Origin of the sequence: Marinobacter sp. C7 (assembly GCF_022343555.1) — a bacterium.
Taxonomy (GTDB): Bacteria; Pseudomonadota; Gammaproteobacteria; order Pseudomonadales; family Oleiphilaceae; genus Marinobacter.
This window is the reverse complement of record NZ_JAKQZH010000001.1, coordinates 1,082,003-1,098,864: the sequence shown is the minus strand read 5'-3', so window position 1 is coordinate 1,098,864 and position 16,862 is coordinate 1,082,003. Positions and strand designations below refer to the sequence as shown.

14 protein-coding genes are annotated in these 16,862 nt (G+C 55.1%); 10 read left to right on the top strand and 4 right to left on the bottom strand.

The window, feature by feature from the left end; genetic code table 11:
* Window positions 1–19 precede the first annotated feature (19 nt).
* From MD273_RS05100 to MD273_RS19050, 4 genes are all read right to left on the bottom strand, one after another.
* A complete protein-coding gene (locus MD273_RS05100; RefSeq protein ID WP_239036679.1) occupies window positions 20–715 on the bottom strand; it encodes a sulfotransferase family 2 domain-containing protein in 696 nt (231 codons plus the stop codon).
* Between the two features lie 55 nt (window positions 716–770).
* Complete coding sequence (locus MD273_RS05095) at window positions 771–1,625, bottom strand: glycosyltransferase family 2 protein (RefSeq protein WP_239036678.1); 855 nt, start codon at window positions 1,623–1,625, stop codon at window positions 771–773.
* 27 nt (window positions 1,626–1,652) lie between these two features.
* The gene (locus tag MD273_RS05090; RefSeq protein ID WP_239036677.1) at window positions 1,653–3,584 is read right to left on the bottom strand and encodes a hypothetical protein; all 1,932 of its coding nucleotides are present in this window, start codon (window positions 3,582–3,584) and stop codon (window positions 1,653–1,655) included.
* Between the two features lie 84 nt (window positions 3,585–3,668).
* Window positions 3,669–4,112 carry a pilin gene (locus MD273_RS19050; RefSeq protein WP_285229114.1) on the bottom strand — a complete coding sequence of 148 codons (444 nt, stop codon included), beginning with the start codon at window positions 4,110–4,112 and terminating at the stop codon, window positions 3,669–3,671.
* A gap of 428 nt (window positions 4,113–4,540) precedes the next feature.
* On the opposite strand from MD273_RS19050, the gene pilB reads away from it, so the two are divergent.
* The 10 genes from pilB to MD273_RS05030 all read left to right on the top strand — a co-directional run bounded on the left by pilB (window position 4,541) and on the right by MD273_RS05030 (window position 16,782).
* Window positions 4,541–6,259, top strand: coding sequence for a type IV-A pilus assembly ATPase PilB (gene pilB, locus MD273_RS05075; RefSeq protein WP_239036676.1), 1,719 nt, complete (start codon window positions 4,541–4,543; stop codon window positions 6,257–6,259).
* Between the two features lie 2 nt (window positions 6,260–6,261).
* The gene (locus tag MD273_RS05070) at window positions 6,262–7,479 is read left to right on the top strand and encodes a type II secretion system F family protein (protein WP_239036675.1); all 1,218 of its coding nucleotides are present in this window, start codon (window positions 6,262–6,264) and stop codon (window positions 7,477–7,479) included.
* A gap of 125 nt (window positions 7,480–7,604) precedes the next feature.
* Window positions 7,605–8,480 carry a prepilin peptidase gene (locus MD273_RS05065; protein ID WP_239036674.1) on the top strand — a complete coding sequence of 292 codons (876 nt, stop codon included), beginning with the start codon at window positions 7,605–7,607 and terminating at the stop codon, window positions 8,478–8,480.
* A gap of 212 nt (window positions 8,481–8,692) precedes the next feature.
* The gene (coaE, locus tag MD273_RS05060; RefSeq protein WP_285229141.1) at window positions 8,693–9,316 is read left to right on the top strand and encodes a dephospho-CoA kinase; all 624 of its coding nucleotides are present in this window, start codon (window positions 8,693–8,695) and stop codon (window positions 9,314–9,316) included.
* A complete protein-coding gene (locus MD273_RS05055; protein ID WP_239036673.1) occupies window positions 9,309–10,394 on the top strand; it encodes a hypothetical protein in 1,086 nt (361 codons plus the stop codon). Before coaE ends, MD273_RS05055 begins: the two co-directional genes overlap by 8 nt.
* Before the next feature lie 171 nt (window positions 10,395–10,565).
* The gene (gene tsaA, locus MD273_RS05050) at window positions 10,566–11,291 is read left to right on the top strand and encodes a tRNA (N6-threonylcarbamoyladenosine(37)-N6)-methyltransferase TrmO (RefSeq protein WP_239036672.1); all 726 of its coding nucleotides are present in this window, start codon (window positions 10,566–10,568) and stop codon (window positions 11,289–11,291) included.
* A 156-nt stretch (window positions 11,292–11,447) separates the two neighbouring features.
* Window positions 11,448–13,685: a response regulator gene (locus MD273_RS05045; protein ID WP_239037614.1), complete on the top strand. Its 2,238-nt coding sequence runs from the start codon at window positions 11,448–11,450 to the stop codon at window positions 13,683–13,685.
* A gap of 45 nt (window positions 13,686–13,730) precedes the next feature.
* The gene (gene yacG / locus MD273_RS05040) at window positions 13,731–13,928 is read left to right on the top strand and encodes a DNA gyrase inhibitor YacG (RefSeq protein ID WP_092000867.1); all 198 of its coding nucleotides are present in this window, start codon (window positions 13,731–13,733) and stop codon (window positions 13,926–13,928) included.
* Window positions 13,925–14,485 (top strand): YfaZ family outer membrane protein, encoded by a 561-nt coding sequence (locus MD273_RS05035; protein WP_239036671.1) that lies wholly within the window; start codon window positions 13,925–13,927, stop codon window positions 14,483–14,485. The genes yacG and MD273_RS05035 overlap by 4 nt, the downstream gene beginning before the upstream one ends.
* Before the next feature lie 119 nt (window positions 14,486–14,604).
* A complete protein-coding gene (locus tag MD273_RS05030) occupies window positions 14,605–16,782 on the top strand; it encodes a hypothetical protein (protein WP_239036670.1) in 2,178 nt (725 codons plus the stop codon).
* The last annotated feature ends 80 nt before the right edge of the window (window positions 16,783–16,862 follow it).

Genomic DNA, 16,862 nt, shown 5'->3' with positions numbered 1-16,862 from the left:
AATCTCAGTAATTTTACGGTCATAAAAATTTGGATTCAGACTGCAGACGCTCAATCATCTCATAGTCTTGTCTGTATACCTCCACAAGAATCTGTCGAGCATTCGCAGACAAACCGGGAACCGCAGTACGGGAACGATTTTCATGAGGCAGCTTTACACAGGCTCTTAAAACCCTTTCAGGCAAAGCCTCCAGCCCTTCTGACAGGTGGTTAATATGAATTAGGTAAAGGTTTTCAGGAATATGCCCGTCCGAAAAACTCAGATAGTCTTTTTGCGATTTGAACAGCCGATGATTCAAATATCTGTTTCGACCTAGCTGATCTGTAATAAAATCCTCTAAATTACTTGAAACGCTAAGAAGCTCACCTCTAAGTTCGATATCCTCTTTCGATTGATTCCCACCGGTCATAATGTAATTCCAGGCAGAGACTATTTTCTCAGCCGGATCACGAACAACACTGAATAAAAAATACTCCTTTAATCGCTCCCTCCCAATAATTTCTTCATATTCAGCCATTGTGAGATGACACGCTCCACGCAAGCCGATCAGTTTGCCTATTGATTTTCCCGCTGTCTTCGGAATGTGAATAAAAACAAATTTCTTCTCATCGAAAATCTTTGGATATCTCCCGGCAATCCAAACTTCTAGGCGCCCTCTTATGAAATGCGGGACCACGTACGTATAAATTCGCCTTAGTTTTGGAGATTTAATCATGCGCTACCCCACCGCTAGTAAACTTAATCAAGGCAAACACACCGATTATTAACATTTATTTAACGTCTTTGTATATTAGAGACGTAATTTGCTCTGACACTAAGCCGATCAAAAATATTTGAACACTTGTCACAAAAAGCAAAGCAGACATATTAGTAAAGGTGCCCATCGTCATATACGTGTAAATATAACGCGCTAACCCTAAACCAAAGCTAACAGCCGATATAGGAAGAAATACTTTGAGAGGCGCATAAAGTGTCGCAATTTTAAAAATAATTATGAGAAATCTGATTCCATCTTTTACTGGTTTAATGTGGCTCTTTCCTTCTCTGCGACTTACCTCAATCGGAATATATGAAACTTGGAAGCCACTCCGAAGGAATGCCATGGTGCTTGTCGTTGGGTAAGAAAACCCATTTGGGAGAAGATGCAGAAATTCGCGGAACTTTTCTGCCCTTGCAGCCCTAAAACCGGACGTCAAATCCTGAATCCGAAACCCGGTAACTTTAGACGCGAACCAGTTATAAAAAGCATTTGCTAATCCCCTGCCCACGCTCGCCTGACCCTTTTTGTTCCTGGCCCCGACCACCAAGTCATCTCCTTGTCTGATCCGCTCTACTAGCAGGGGAATATGCTTAGGATCGTGCTGACCGTCAGCGTCCATAAAAACAATTATGTCGCCTGAAGCGGCTCTAGCGCCCGACTTGATTGCCGCCCCGTTACCCCTGCTATCACTGTGGGTGATTACCTTAACTTCAAACGGAGTCAGAATTTGTGCGGTCTCGTCCGTGGAGCCGTCATTGACAATTATTATTTCCGAGTCTGGTACCGCCTCCTTGAGTCTCGGTAGCAGGCTTACAAGGCTGGTAGCTTCATTTTTCGCGGGAATTACAACCGACAAGGTAGTCATGACAGTGCCCTGTTCGTGAGTAAAAGTTTAGTCAAGGTCAGCTCGGACAGTATCCTGAAATTTCTCAATTTCCATCAAGAAACTCTGCTTGCTTCGATTGGAGGTTCCCAGCTCTCCCTCAAGAACTAGCTCTCTCGCCCGATCCGCCAGCATTAACGCCTCCCTGTAACGGCCAACGGAGGCGACAGTAGCGGCTGAGAGCATAAGATATTCAGGATTTCTGCTCTCCAAAACACGAGATAACGGCTGTATCTCTCCAGGAGCAAACTCTGGATAACGGAGATAGAAGCGCTGGGTTATGATTCTCAGCCCTCGGCGCGAGGCCTCACTTTGAGTCTTCCCCACGGTTTCCCCGATGTGAAAAGCATCAATCAGCTCATTAAAGAACTCCGGATTGATACGGTTACACTGCTTTCTCTCCATAAATTTCCAAAGGGCGTCAATCGCGAGCCGGTTCCTTCCATCGAATGATTGCTCACTTGCCAGGGCAATCAACTTCTCGTAACTATCCGATTGATCAATGCTCTCCATACAATCCAGAAGCACCATATGAATAGCAAGGTAAAGCGATTCAGGATTTGTCATGGTTGCCTGCCGCATATGGCTCCTCGCCTTTTCTATCATCCCATAGTCAACGAGTGCGTTATTCAGCTCGATTTGCGACCTGATAGAATGCGGCGAGAGTTTTGCCAAAACAGCGCCAAACTCAAGTGGCTCGCCCCAGAGTTGAGCACGGGTCAAAGTGGGCAACGGATAAAGGAGCAGTACCAACAGAGGCACAAGGACAGCAGGAATTCGAGTTCGACGGAGAAGCATCACAATCGATAGCAGAACGAATCCTATAAAAGCTGACGCTAGATAATTTCTATGTTCGAAAACGAGCTCGAGATTCAGCGCCGTTGACTCCAGCAGATGGCCAACCAAAAAGAATGAAAAAGCGATTCCATATGGCTTCGATTGCTTGAGACCTTTGAACCCGAAGAAAGCTAATCCCAGCAAGCCAACCAAGTAGAAAAGAACTTGACCATAATTCGACAGGGTCAAATGCTGAAAATCATCGTAATAAAGGGCTGGCGTGTAAAGCCCTGGAATAAAAAGCTCCCTAAGGTAAAGAAACAAAACCAACGGCTGAGTAATCAATCGCTCAAGAGGAGTAAAATCTCGTCCCGGGTAGGCCGTGAACCACCCATTCACGCTAGCCTTATAGAGAATAATGCCAAGAATACAGGCGAGTACCCCCCATACGCAGACTCGAAACACCAAATCCAATTTCGGATTCATCGGATAAGCTTTGCGGAGAACGAACACTTCTAAAACTAGCAAAAACAACGGTAGCAACACGCCATTTTCTTTAGAAAAGACAGCCAAAAAATAAAGCGGCGTTAGACAGGCGAAAAGAAGCGGCACACCGGCTTTTGCCTTCCGAGATATCAATGGCCGGATCTTTAGAAAAGCCAGAATGCCCGCCACTGTGAAAAGAGTAGACAGCTGCGCCATCCGCTGGACGGGGTACAATACAGTCGAGACATGTAAAGGGTTAACCAGCCAAAATCCCGCGACCAAGATCGAAGACCACCATGGAAGACCAAATTCAGGCCTAATCTTTGTAAGGGCCTCTATGATCAAAATGCTTGCCCAAAACACTAAGCAACCAATGAGCAAATGAATTAAAAGATTGGTCTCTTTGAACTCAGAAGCATTACTAGGCCACGTATTATCGTCAATTAGAAAAGACAATACAGATATAGGTCGGCCGGTAGGACCAGCAGCGTTACTCTGGACATAGACCTTTAGGTCCTCAAAACTATCTACCTCCCCTGTTTCACCTAACGCAGGAAGATTAGCGTAATCATCGAAATAAAACCTGTTATTTATCCCCTGCTCATAGACCAAGTAAGCAGCAACTAGAAGCAAATACCAAAGACCGACCAAAACTAATTGTTTGCGCTCTAATTGCATAATTAACCCAAAGCATCATCAAACACAAAAGGCCCGCATACGCGGGCCTTATCACTAAATACGACAGCTTTTCTAGCTGCTGTATTACTGCCTGCAGTCTGATGGCAGGTACTTGGTAGCCAGAGTGCCCGGCTTACAGTTCCAAGCGACAGAGCCAGCATTGGTAACCGGAGAAACGAGCAGGGTTTCGGCTTTGATGATAGTGTTCGCGTCATTACCATATTCTACAGTAATCAAACCGGCGCTTACTGTTACAGCGGAGACGTAAGTACCGCTAATATCGGAGTTAGCAGCCAGACCAGCTTGGGAGTTATTGGTCGGCATGGTTCCGCGCTGGGTGTAGAACTCTGCAACTGCGGTCTTAGCTCCACCAGCAAGGTTCATACCCTCGGACACCTGGGCCCGAATGGTGTAGTCCTGATAGGCAGGAATAGCCACCGCGGCCAGAATACCGATGATTGCAACCACAATCATCAATTCAATGAGAGTAAAGCCCTGCTGGCCACGCTTCATTTGAACATCTTTCATGTTATCGACCTCTAGAGTTGTCGTTTTCGTTTCCATAGCTCCGAAGGACACCGGCCCTTCGGCAACGCGCTTAGCGTAAGGGAGATTAAGCAGGCATCATGCCAATTGCAAGATAATGTTAAAAAAGACCAGCGTTCAGGGAGTTGCGCGAGCATTTGAACTACGTCACAAATGCGCTTTTAGCTAACATTGGTGCCGGATGACGTCACGTGGTGACAAATTTTGTCAGTCAAGTACTGATTGTGAATATGAAGTTGGGTCAGATGAAAGCTTTCATCTGACCCTGGGTTTGACGTCGAAGTCTGGTGACTGAGACCTACAGCAGCAGATTGAGAACCACGATGCTTTCCAAACCCATCCCATACATCTAAACTCTTTTTTCATAAATTTACGATTCAGCGACTTATAACAACCTTCTCAGAGCACTTATGGCGAGTAGCAACCGAAACGTAACGCTGACGGGCTTGGCCCGCCGGTTTGTGGAAGACGGGCTTCTGGACGAGGCGACTGCTAAAGATGCCTTTCTCCAAGCTTCGCAGAACCGCATTCCACTAATTACATACCTGACCCAAAATGAACTGGCGAACAGCGCCAAGCTGGCATTTTCGGCAGCAATGGAATTTGGAATGTCGGTGCTGGAGCTCGATGCATTCGTTCCAGAAATGATGCCCGAAAAATCGGTTGACGAGAAACTGATCCGAAAACACAACGCACTGCCTCTCTATAAGCGTGGTAACCGTCTTTTTATAGCTGTTTCCGATCCGACGAACATTCAGGCGTTGGATGAAATCAAGTTCAACACCGGACTGAGCACTGATGCAATTCTGGTAGATGACGCCAAGCTTCGTAGCGCTATCGAAAGATACCTTGAGTCTCAGGACACCTCGATGGGAGATCTCGATGACGCGGATCTGGAGGGCGTTGAGACAGAGGCAGGAGAGCCAGACGACGACGATACCGCAGTAAGTCCTACGGAGGTTGACGATGCCCCTATCGTCAAATATGTCAACAAGATGCTTCTCGACGCAATTCGGGGAGGTGCATCAGACATTCACTTTGAGCCGTACGAGAAAACCTATCGCGTCAGGTATAGAACGGACGGGATTTTGAAGGAAGTCTCGCGCCCATCGATAAAACTCGCGCCAAAGATTTCGGCACGGGTGAAAATTATGGCCCAGCTCGATATCTCTGAGCGTAGGATCCCCCAGGATGGCCGGATCAAGATGAAGCTGTCCAAGACCAAAGCCATTGACTTTCGCGTGAATACCCTTCCAACACTCTGGGGGGAGAAGATTGTTCTCCGGATTCTTGATCCCAGTCAAGCAAAGCTTGGTATAGACGTACTGGGCTATGAAGAAGATCAGAAGCAAATGTACCTCGAAGCCCTGGAACAGCCGCAGGGCATGATTTTGGTCACAGGGCCAACCGGTTCAGGTAAGACAGTATCGTTGTACACAGGCCTCAACATTCTAAACACCGCAGAAAGAAATATATCCACAGCGGAGGATCCGGCCGAAATAAACCTGGAGGGCATTAACCAGGTCAACGTAAACAACAAAGTTGGCCTTGGATTCGCCGAGGCATTGCGAGCATTCCTGCGACAGGATCCAGACGTCATCATGGTTGGTGAGATACGGGACCTGGAAACCGCCAACATTGCCATCAAGGCTGCCCAAACAGGGCACCTCGTGCTCTCGACTCTCCACACCAATAGTGCAGCCGAAACCCTCACACGCATGATGAACATGGGCGTGCCCGCGTTCAACATCGCTACCTCTGTTAGCCTAATTATTGCACAGCGACTCGGCCGCCGATTATGCAACAGCTGCAAGCAGCCTGCGGATGTACCGAAAGATGTGCTTTTGAAGGAAGGGTTCACACAGGAACAAATTGATACAGGCTTCACGTTGTACCGACCTAAGGGCTGTGATAAATGCAATGGAGGATATAAGGGCCGCGTCGGTATCTACGAGGTGGTCAGGATTACTGATGAGCTGGCAAACATGATTATGGAAGAAGCCAGCTCTATCCAAATTGCAAAACAGGCTCAGGCTGAAGGCTTCCAAAATCTGCGGCAGTCGGCGCTCCTGAAAGTAATTCAGGGAGTGACCAGTCTTGAAGAAGCCAACCGCGTGACGAAGGATTAAGCATGGCAGAGAAAGCGCAAAAGCTGGAATCGTACATCTGGGAAGGGAAAGACCGTAAAGGCAACAAATCCAAGGGCGAGCTGACTGGCCCCAACCTGGCCTTGGTTAAAGCTCAACTGAGGAAGCAGGGGATTGTTCCCGACAAGGTAAAGAAAAAACCCAAACCCCTGTTTAGTGGTAGCAAAAAAATCACTCCTTTCGACATTGCGATGCTTACTCGCCAGCTTGCAACCATGATGAAAGCCGGAGTACCACTTGTTCAGAGCTTCGATATCGTTGCTGATGGCCTCGAGAATAAAGGGCTTCAGGAATTGGTGATCACCATTCGCAACGATATATCGTCCGGCACCAATTTCGCAGGCGCATTGAGAAAGCACCCGCGGCACTTCGATGATCTTTACTGCAACCTTGTGGACTCCGGGGAAAAGGCTGGCGCTCTGGAGCAAATGTTAGACCGGATCGCTACTTATCTTGAGAAAACAGAGAATCTTAAGAAAAAAGTCAAAAAAGCGATGACCTATCCGATCGCGGTTATCGTCGTGGCGATCGTAGTAACTGCGATTCTTCTGGTCAAAGTAGTGCCGCAGTTCGAAAGCCTATTCAAGGGATTTGGTGCCGATCTCCCGGTGTTTACTCAGTTCGTGATTAATATATCTGAGTGGCTACAGGCTTGGTGGTTTATTGTTTTGCTTGGAATTGTGGGCGTAATTTTCCTTTTTCGAGAATCTCGGAGAAGGTCTCAAAAGTTTTCCGATTTGGTCGACAAATACGTCCTTAAAATCCCCATCGTCGGTGAAATTCTTGACAAATCAGCAGTAGCCAAGTTTGGACGAGTTCTATCGACAACTTTTGCTTCCGGCGTTCCTTTGGTTGACGCTTTAGACTCGGTCGCCGGCGCAACCGGTAATGCTGTATACCGGGACGCTGTTCTCAGAATCAAGAATGATGTGTCGAGCGGCACGCAACTGCAGGCATCTATGAAACAACAGGATATTTTTCCTGTCATGGCAGTCCAACTGACAGCGATCGGTGAGGAGTCCGGTAACCTGGACGAGATGCTTGAAAAGGTTGCGGATCATTATGAGGGTGTCGTTGATGACATGGTCGACAACCTGACTGCCCTTATGGAGCCGATGATCATGGCTGTTTTGGGCGTACTGGTCGGTGGTTTGATCATTGCCATGTATCTGCCGATCTTCCAGATGGGTCAGGTTGTTTAACAGCTTGAATGTATGAAGATGGGGTCAGAAGAAAGCGTTCTTCTGACCCTTGGTTAGACCTCAAAACCGGGGTCAGATGAAAACCTTCATCTGACCCCTTGTTCATTCAGCACCCAAGGCATCCAATGCAGTTCCTAGACGTCTACCTCAACACCCCCTGGCTTCTCTACCTCACTGTCACTTTCGTTTCCCTCTGCATCGGCAGCTTCCTGAACGTGGTCATCCTGCGCCTGCCGAAGATGATGCATCAGGACTGGCGTTGTCAGTGCGAGGAGTTTCTGGAGGTACCGGAGAAAGATCGTAAAAACGAAGAGCCGGTTACTCTCTCGAAGCCGGCCTCCACCTGCCCTTCCTGCGGCCACAGGATCCGCGCCTGGGAGAACATCCCGGTCATCAGTTATCTGGTGCTGGGCGGCAAGTGTGCTTCGTGCAAGACGCGGATTTCGCCACGGTATCCAATCATCGAGGCGGTGACGGCTCTGTTCTCGGTGGTGACGGTGTACCTGCTGGGGCCGACTGAGGCGGCGCTTTGGGCATTGCTGCTGGTCTGGGCATTGGTGGCGTTGACGGTGATTGATTTCGATACCCAACTGTTGCCGGACAGCATCACGCTGCCACTGCTCTGGCTTGGGCTGGTGCTGAATTTCTTCGGGGTTTTGACGGACTTTACCAGTGCCTTCTGGGGGGCGGTGGTTGGTTATCTGTCGCTCTGGTCGGTTTACTGGTTGTTCAAGATTGTGACTGGTAAGGAAGGCATGGGGCATGGGGATTTCAAACTGCTGGCGGCGCTTGGGGCCTGGCTGGGGTGGCAGTTGTTGCCGGCGGTGATTTTGCTGTCCTCCGTGGTTGGGGCGGTTGTCGGGATTAGTTTGATGGTGTTCCGGAAGCATGGGCGGGAGGTGCCGATTCCGTTTGGGCCGTATCTGGCGGCGGCTGGGGTGCTTTGTTTGTGGTTTGGGGAGGCTATTCAGGCTGCCTGGTTTGCTTATTTGGGAGTGTGAAAATAAGTTGGGGTCAGATGAACAAGTTCATCAGACCCCTGGGGTGGGCGTGAAATTGGGGTCAGAAGAAGGCTTTCTTCTGACCCCGTTTTTAGGGTTTGAGCATGAGTAAGGAAATCAACATGGGGTCAGATGAACGAGTTCATCCGCCCCCTGGGGTGGGCCAGACCTCGGGGGATGACGTGAAAGTGGGGTCAGATGAAAGCGTTCATCTGACCCCGTCTTCGGCGTCTGCCCCCGTGGTCGTGGGTCTTACAGGGGGGATTGGCTCCGGGAAATCTACCGTGGTTCGTATGTTTGGTGAGCTTGGGGTCCACTGGGTGGACGCCGATGATGTGGCTCGCGAGGTGGTTGAACCCGGCACCCCTGGCCTTGCGGAAATTGTTGAGCACTTTGGTGAGGATATCCTCACCGATGAAGGCACCTTGGATCGGGCGCAATTGCGCCAGATTGTGTTTGCCAATCCTGAAGAGCGCACCTGGCTGGAAGCCCTGCTCCATCCCATGATTCGGGAAGAGCTGATCCGCCAGCTCAGACCTGGGGGCTATGCCCTGCCCTATGTGCTTCTGGTTTCTCCCCTGCTGCTGGAGACGGATCAGCATAACCTGGTCAGCAAGATCGTTGTTGTGGATGTCCCGGTGGAGACGCAGATTGAGCGGACGATGGCCCGGGATACCAATGAGCGGGATCAGGTGGAGAGGATTATTGCGGCTCAGATGCCTCGGGAGAAGCGCAGGGAGCGAGCGGACGCTATTATTGATAATAATCGGCCCATGGATGATGTGGAGCGTCAGGTTCGTGAATTGCACGAGAAGTTCCTGGTGGATTTTGGCTGACTGTTTGCGCCGCTGGCACCCGGCCTGGGTTCTGTCACTTCTGGTTTTTGCCTCTGTTCCGGGCCGTGCTGCGGAGCCGGTGTTTGAGGTACATCAGCGTTCCATTCCCGAGCTGCTGGCGCCCGAGCGTCTGGAGCCGTCGTTCTATACCTTTTCGCCAGATGAGTATTGGGCCGAGCCCGAGGAAGGCTATTGGTTGTCCTTTACCAACTGGGTGTTGCGACAGGAGCGGATTCAGGGGCCTCGGGTGCAGTCGCTGGGTGCCTGGGCGGATCGGACGTTATCCGGTTCCCAACAGGCATTGCCTAACAACGAGAGTTATCTGCGCCTAGGGTTGGCTGCCGAATCCGAGTACAGCAATGTGGCGTCGTTCGAGCCGGAGGCGCGGTTTCGGCTGGATATTCCCACTGCCAAGCGCAAGCTTCGGATCGTAATCGAGAGTGAGAGCGAGGAGCTGATTCCGCTTGAGGAGCGGCAGCGGGATCGCCAGTTGACGGAGCCGGAACGGACGGAGACGGAGACCACCGGTGCGTTGCGCTACCTGACCCAGATCGGGGATGCCATCAATCTTTCCACGGATATCGGCGGACGGCTAAGGTTTCCGCCGGATGCCTTCTGGCGGGTCACGGCCGGCAAGGGCTGGCAGTTGGATGAGGACTGGGCCGGGACTCTTCAACAGCGGATTTATTACTACCACCAGGAAGGCTGGGGTGCGCGCACCTGGTTCGGGGCCAGCCGGTATGTGGGGAGTGGCTGGCGTTTGCAGTCCTCGTCAGAGCTGGAGTGGGTGCATAAGGACGAGAAGTTTCTGGCGGCGCAGATTTTCAGTGCGCGGAAGGCGCTGGATAACCGCTCGACGTTGATTCCCCGGATGGGGGTGCTGGGCGAGAGCAAGCCCGGGTGGCGGACGACATCGGCGTTTGTGGATCTGACCTGGCGGTACCGGTTGCACAGTGACTGGTTGTTCGGGGAGGTGATTCCGGCGGTGGAGTTTCCGCGGGATTACCGGTTCAAGGATCGGGCTTCGGTGGTTTTGCGGGTTGAGATGTATTTTTCCGGGACTATTGATCGGCGGTAGGTAACTCAGGGGTCTGATGAAGGCTTTCATCTGACCCCAATTTGATTTTTAACTCGGGGGCAGAAGAAGAAAAGATTTCTTCAGACCCCTGTGGTGGAGTTGGGTTTGGGAGATGAATCTGAAAATGGGGTCAGAAGAACGCGTTCTTCAGACCCCGGGGTTGGCGCTGGATTGGGGTCAGAAGAAAGCGTTCTTCTGACCCCTGTTGCTATCACCAGGTCCTGCTTCAAGGACAAGTTCGGGGTGCCTCGGCAGCCGGGGCTGACCCGGCATGCGTATGCGGAGTTGGTGATTCAGCCCCCTTACGACCGTGAGGATGCGTTTCGGGGGCTGGAGACGGCGTCTCACCTTTGGGTGATTTTCCAGTTCCATGAGGCGGTTCGGGCGGAGTGGAAGCCGGTGGTTCGTCCACCGCGGCTCGGGGGCAACAGGAAGATGGGGGTGTTTGCCAGCCGGTCGCCGTTTCGGCCGAACAGTCTGGGGTTGTCGGTGGTGCGGAACGAGGGGCTGGCGCGTCGGGATGGGCGGCTGGTGTTGCGGATCAGCAACCACGATCTGATCGAGGGTACACCGATTCTGGATATCAAGCCTTACCTGCCGTTTGCGGATTCGGTGCCGGAGGCGAGTCTGGGTTGGGCGGATTCGCCACCGACCGAGAAGCTGGCGGTGGTGTTTTTGCCGGAGGCGGAGCGGCAGCTGGCTGATCTGGCCCCGGAGGACTACCCGGACTTCCGGGCGTTGATCGAGGATGTGGTGAGCTATGATCCCCGGCCATCGTTCCGGCGCGGGCGGGATGAGGAACGGATTTACGGGGCGCACCTGTACGATGTGAACGTCCGGTTCCGGTTTGTAACAGAGCACGGGGAGAAGCGTGTCGAAGTTCTAACCGTCTGTTAAACTTCGATGATTGATTTGTAGTCGACACAGGGAAGTCGCATCTTGCATCCATACGGGTTATTCAAGCGATTTGGCGTCCGACCGCTGGCAGCACGGCTGCTGGTGTATGTACTGCTGTTCAGCCTCGCGCTTTCCCTCTTTGCCACCGGGCTGCAGATGATCGGCGAGTTCGAGCGCCGGAAGAATGACCTGATCAGCACCCAGGAGAAAGCCGCCGAGCTGGTTGCAGGCGGTATGAGCAACAACCTCTGGCTGATGAATTACAGCGAGGTGGCCAACAGCCTGGATGACATGAAAGCGGTGCCGGCCATCCAGTTTGCCCGGGTGACCACGACGACCGGGGAGGAGTTCACCACCGGCACCCACCCCGAGGGCCGGGTGATCTCCCAGTCCATCCCCCTGATTTTCGACCGCTCCAGTTTCCAGCCGCCCCAGGAAGTGGGCAGCCTCACGGTGGTGTCTTCCGTTCAGCAGATCCATGATGAACTCTGGAAGACGGCCCTGCTGACGCTCCTGTTTGTGACCGTGGTCGTGATGCTCGGCACCTTCGGGCTGCTGTTGATTGTTCGGGGTACCCTCTCCCGCCATCTCGAGGCCATGGCCGACTATGCCGCCCAGCTGAACCTGGATGCCCTGGTGGATCCGCTGCAGCTGCGCCGGAAGCCCCCCAGGACCCCGGACGAGCTGTCGGAGCTGGAGCAGGCCCTGAACAAGATGCGGCTGCAGATTCTCGAGGACACCCGCTCGCTCCGGCAAACCACGATCCAGTCCCAGGGTGAGCGGGACGAGGCCGTTCGTGCCAACCATGCCAAGAACCAGTTTCTCGCCAATGTCAGCCACGAGTTGCGCATTCCGCTCCAGTCGGTCCTGGGCTATGCCAACCTGCTGACGGACACGCCGCTGGACCAGGAGCAGCGGGAGTACGTGAGCACCCTGCTCAACGCCTCCCAGAGCCTGTCCGCCATCATCAATGACCTGCTGGACATTTCCAGCATGGAGGCCGGCAAGCTGGTACTGGAGGAGATTCCGTTTGATCTGCGGGAGACCCTGAACGATCTGGTGCACATGCTCGGCAGCCGCGCCCGGGAGAAAGGCCTGGCGCTGGAGCTGCGTATTGACGAGAACCTGCCCTGGGCCCTGAAGGGCGATCCGGTGCGGATCCGGCAGATCCTGCTCAACCTGGTCTCCAACGCCATCAAGTTTACCGATTCCGGCCACGTGCTGATCAGCATCGAGGTGCTGGGCCGCCGGGATGACCAGGCCCGGTTGCGCCTCGCGGTGGAGGATACCGGGGTGGGCATCAATCCGGAGGACATTCCGCTGGTGTACGAGCCCTACGTGCAGCTGGGCCAGCAGTTCCAGCGGCAGTTGCCCGGCGCCGGCCTGGGCCTGACCATCTGCCGGCAGCTGGTCACCCTGATGGACGGATCGCTGGATCTGGAAAGCCGGCCCGGTGAAGGCTCCACCTTCTGGGTGGAACTGACCCTGCCGGTTGCGCCGGAAAGTGCCACCCGGGTACGCCCGGACACCCGCAAGGTCACCGGCAAGCATATCCTGGTGGTGGACTCCTACGAGCTGTCCCGCAAGATTACCCTGGAGATGCTGTCCCGCTACGACGTCCAGATCGAGGCGGTGAAGTCCGCCGGCGAGGCCCTGACCTCACTGCGCCAGGCCTTTGACAGCCAGCAGCCGTTCGACGCCATCATTCTCGATGGTTTTGTGCCGGATATGGACAGCGACCTGCTGTGCCGCCAGATCCGCAGCAACCCGACCTGGACTCATCTGCGCCTGCTGATCCTGTCCTCCAATCCGCAACGGGGCGATGCCGAGCATTTCCGCCAGGCCGGCGCCGATGCCTTCCTGAGCAAGTCCCTGCGCGAATCCTGCCTGATGCCCATCCTGAACCAGCTGTTCACGGAAGCAGAAAAGCGGGAACGCCGGTTTCTCACCCGCTTCTCCCTGCAGACCGTCAGCGACACCACCAAGCGCCGGGAGCTGCCCTGTGGCCGCATGAAGGTGTTGCTGGTGGAGGATAATCCCGTGAATCGCACCCTCACCCGCCGACTGCTGGAGAAACTGGGCTGCGACGTGATGACAGCGAACGACGGCGAGGCCGCCGCCAGCCTGTGGCAGTGGCATCCGTTCGACCTGGTGTTCATGGATTGCGTGATGCCCCGGGTGGATGGCTTCGAAGCCACCCGCCGCCTGCGGGAATGGGAAAAGACCCACAACCGGGCCCGGGTGCCGGTGGTTGCCCTGACCGCCAGCGCCATGGAAGAGGACGAGGAACGGTGCCGGGAGGCCGGCATGGATTCTTTTGTCGCCAAGCCTGTCAATATTGAAATGCTGCGGGCAGTGCTGGAACAATACTGCACCGCATCGGCGGCCACCTGAGGACACGGCTGCCGGCAACTTCGTCACCAATCTGAAAAAATCGCCATGTTTGTGCAATGCCCTACCTGCAAGCAATCCGTAGAATGGTCGGAAGATAACCGGTACCGGCCATTCTGCTCGGAGCGCTGCAAACTGATTGACCTGGGCGCCTGGGCCAACGAGGAATACCGGGTGCCGGCTGAAGATGAAGATTCTTTATCCGACGCGTACCAATTAACCGACAGCAAGAAGGTAGAAGAATGAGAATCTCGAGAGTTTCCCTGATGGCACTGACCCTGGCAGCCGCACCGGCATTCGCAGGCGATGTGGACCTGAGTCTGACCAACGATTCCGTGAAGGGCCAGGTCAACTTCTTCGGCAACAACAACGATACCCAGCTGGGCGCCGGCTACACCTACCACGAAGGCAGCCGCCACATCATGAACGTGGACTTCCACGCCCAGGGCCGCACTGCACTGGGTAACCTGCCGACCACCGCCGGCATCGGCGTGCGCGGCATCGGCTGGGATGACGACTGGCTGGATGGCGGCGCCATCGGCATCGGTGGTTTCGCCACCGTCAACGTGCCCCGGGTTCCGGGCCTGTCCTTCACCGGTGGCCTGCACTACGCCCCGGACATTCTCGCCTTCGGCGACTCGGAGGATATGACCAGCCTGGAGCTGCGCGGCAGCTACCGCGTGATCCGCAACGCCGAGGTGTTTGCCGGCTACCGCTACCTGAACACCGATCTGGACGCGCCCTACCGTGGCGACGTCAATCTGGATGAAGGTGTGATGGCAGGTATCAAGATCTACTACTGATCGCCCTGCCCTTTCGGGCGTCCGGGTTCCCGGGCGCCTGTTTCGTGCCTTCCCTCACGATTTCCCTCCTTCACCGCTGCTAGACTGACAACCTGAATCTTCTGCACGGATTGTCAGACATGCTTTTCAAGTACGGACTCTGGATTTCACTCTCGGCGCTGGTCCTGGCCGGCTGCGGCAGTGGCGAAGATGCCATTGAGGGCGCACGCGCCCAGACCAACGACTTTGCCGCGGCGAAGAACCCGTTGGACGACTTCAATTCGGGCAGCACCGGCGACTCCAATAACGCCGGCGATCTGGCGCAGAACGAAGTCAGGATTACTCTCGAAGTACCGGGTGCGGTAGCCCCCGATGCCGAGGTCACCCGACGCAACCTCCGGATTGTCCAGCCCGATACCCTCAGCGTGTACGCCACCAATACTTCCCTGCAGAACCTTGGAAGTGTGGAGGTCTCCACGCGGCAGGACTCCGCGGGCTTTACCATCCTGGCGTTCCCGGACGGTCAGCCGCTGGCGCCGGATGTGGTGATTGAAGCCACCTATGGCAACGCCCGGATGCGCGCCTTCGCGGCCGATGCCGACCGGGACGTGAAGATCAATCCGTTCTCCGAATACCTGGTGCGGAACACCCTGGCCGGTTACACCCCGGGCGAGCTGGCAACCATCAGGGACTGTGTGAATGATGCCGGTGGCGCGCTCTGCCTGAACAAGTACGTCTGGTCCACCCTCGCTGACCAGGTGCATGACTTCGAGATCGATATTCCGGAGAACCTGGATGTGCCAGGTGCCTTGTCGCTGCTGGAAGGCCGGGCCGATTTTGCCCGCTACGTTGCCGCCATGGGTAACTACGCCCTGCTGGATGGAAGCTCATCCGGCAAGATCAGCGCCGCGTCCGCGGACTACAATTCGGTATTCCTCGGAGTGGAACTGGGCCAGAGTTTTGCCGAGCCGAGCATCAGTGGTACCGGGCTCTGGGGCGTGAGAACGGCTTATGAGGAGCGACTGGAAGACAGCAACGGGGTTGGCTATGTCTACCCGGCACTCACCCTCACCAGCTTTGATGCGTTCAACATCAAGGTGACGTCCCTGGCCACAGACATCCCCTATGATCGGGAGGTGCTGCTGCATTCCGAGGGAAACGAGTTCTTCCTGCGCGGCTCAGAGTTCTGGGAACAGAACACGCATTCCTCCTCCCCCGGAGCGGCGACGTTGCAGGGCGACACCCGCCTGCTGGCCGGCCGCGCCCTGTACCAGAGTATTACCGGCCGGGACAGCGCCCGGATTACCGGTTGGACCCGTAATCCCTACTACCTGGACGCGTACACCAGCCCGGCCGTGGACGACAGCCAGGGGCCAGACCGGGTCGTGGCCGGCTACTTCACTGCCGGCAAGGCGATCGAGCTGGAAAGCGACGGCGACGCCCTGAAGCGGGGATCGATGCTGGAGCACCATTACCTCTCGGCTCTGGAGCTGAACCTGCGGCGGCCCGCCGGGGAGGCGGAGTTTGATCCGGACGTGCTGGATAACCGGGGCTACAACGTGCTGTACCTGGCTGCCCGGTTTGCCGATGACACGACGCCGCTCGAACTGGAAAGCGGCCTTGGCACCTGGGCGATCGATGCCGATGGCAATGTGACCCAGGTGCTGGAGGTGGAGACGGTAAGCCGTGATAGCTCGGGCGCGGTGTCCCGGGCACCGGCAGCGGCTGTTGCGACGGACTGGCTGGTCAGCCCCCGTACCTCCGTGCTCAGTTCCGGCAACCGGGATATCGGCCGGCTCAACCTGGACATTGCCACGGCTTCCGGAAACGAGGAACAACCGGACGTGGGCGTCGGGGCAAGCGTACCCGATGGTTCCTTCCTGGCATTCAACCTGGATGACAGCCCGCTCGGGGACGGTCTGCTGATCGGCGCCGAACAGGCCACCTCGAGGGCCCCGGATAGCGGGCGGTACCGGGTTCAGGGAGTGTCCATGGGGATCACCGGCGGTACCAACGAACTGCGTCACTTTGACAACGCCGAGCTGGTCATCAACGGCAGCACCGCGACCCTGACCGGTGCGGCACTCTCGGTGGTCAACACCGTGAACGGTAATGAGGTCTCGACGCCAGCGGAGGCTGCCATCGACACCACCTTTGCCTACGCCCAGTCCGGCGCCGGCACCGTCTCCCTCACCAGCGGCAACCTGGTGATTGACGGTTTCTACACCGACGACCACACCCAGCTGTACCTCCGGCTGAACCGCTCGGGAACAGGCTCGCAGGCCGCGGGACTGCTGCTGGCGACCCGCATTCCCTGAGGTCACCCCGGGGTTCGGCAAACCCGACGAGAGTCCCGTACGTATAACCTGTTATAATCGTTGGCATATCCGAATTCGCG

Bases quoted from the DNA above. Each gene is read 5' to 3' on its own strand.
- MD273_RS05100 (WP_239036679.1), bottom strand. From the start codon at position 715: ATGATTAAATCTCCAAAACTAAGGCGAATTTATACGTACGTGGTCCCG.
- MD273_RS05095 (WP_239036678.1), bottom strand. From the start codon at position 1,625: ATGACTACCTTGTCGGTTGTAATTCCCGCGAAAAATGAAGCTACCAGC.
- MD273_RS05090 (WP_239036677.1), bottom strand. From the start codon at position 3,584: ATGCAATTAGAGCGCAAACAATTAGTTTTGGTCGGTCTTTGGTATTTG.
- MD273_RS19050 (WP_285229114.1), bottom strand. From the start codon at position 4,112: ATGAAAGATGTTCAAATGAAGCGTGGCCAGCAGGGCTTTACTCTCATT.
- pilB (WP_239036676.1), top strand. From the start codon at position 4,541: ATGGCGAGTAGCAACCGAAACGTAACGCTGACGGGCTTGGCCCGCCGG.
- MD273_RS05070 (WP_239036675.1), top strand. From the start codon at position 6,262: ATGGCAGAGAAAGCGCAAAAGCTGGAATCGTACATCTGGGAAGGGAAA.
- MD273_RS05065 (WP_239036674.1), top strand. From the start codon at position 7,605: ATGCAGTTCCTAGACGTCTACCTCAACACCCCCTGGCTTCTCTACCTC.
- MD273_RS05045 (WP_239037614.1), top strand. From the start codon at position 11,448: ATGATCGGCGAGTTCGAGCGCCGGAAGAATGACCTGATCAGCACCCAG.
- yacG (WP_092000867.1), top strand. From the start codon at position 13,731: ATGTTTGTGCAATGCCCTACCTGCAAGCAATCCGTAGAATGGTCGGAA.
- MD273_RS05035 (WP_239036671.1), top strand. From the start codon at position 13,925: ATGAGAATCTCGAGAGTTTCCCTGATGGCACTGACCCTGGCAGCCGCA.
- MD273_RS05030 (WP_239036670.1), top strand. From the start codon at position 14,605: ATGCTTTTCAAGTACGGACTCTGGATTTCACTCTCGGCGCTGGTCCTG.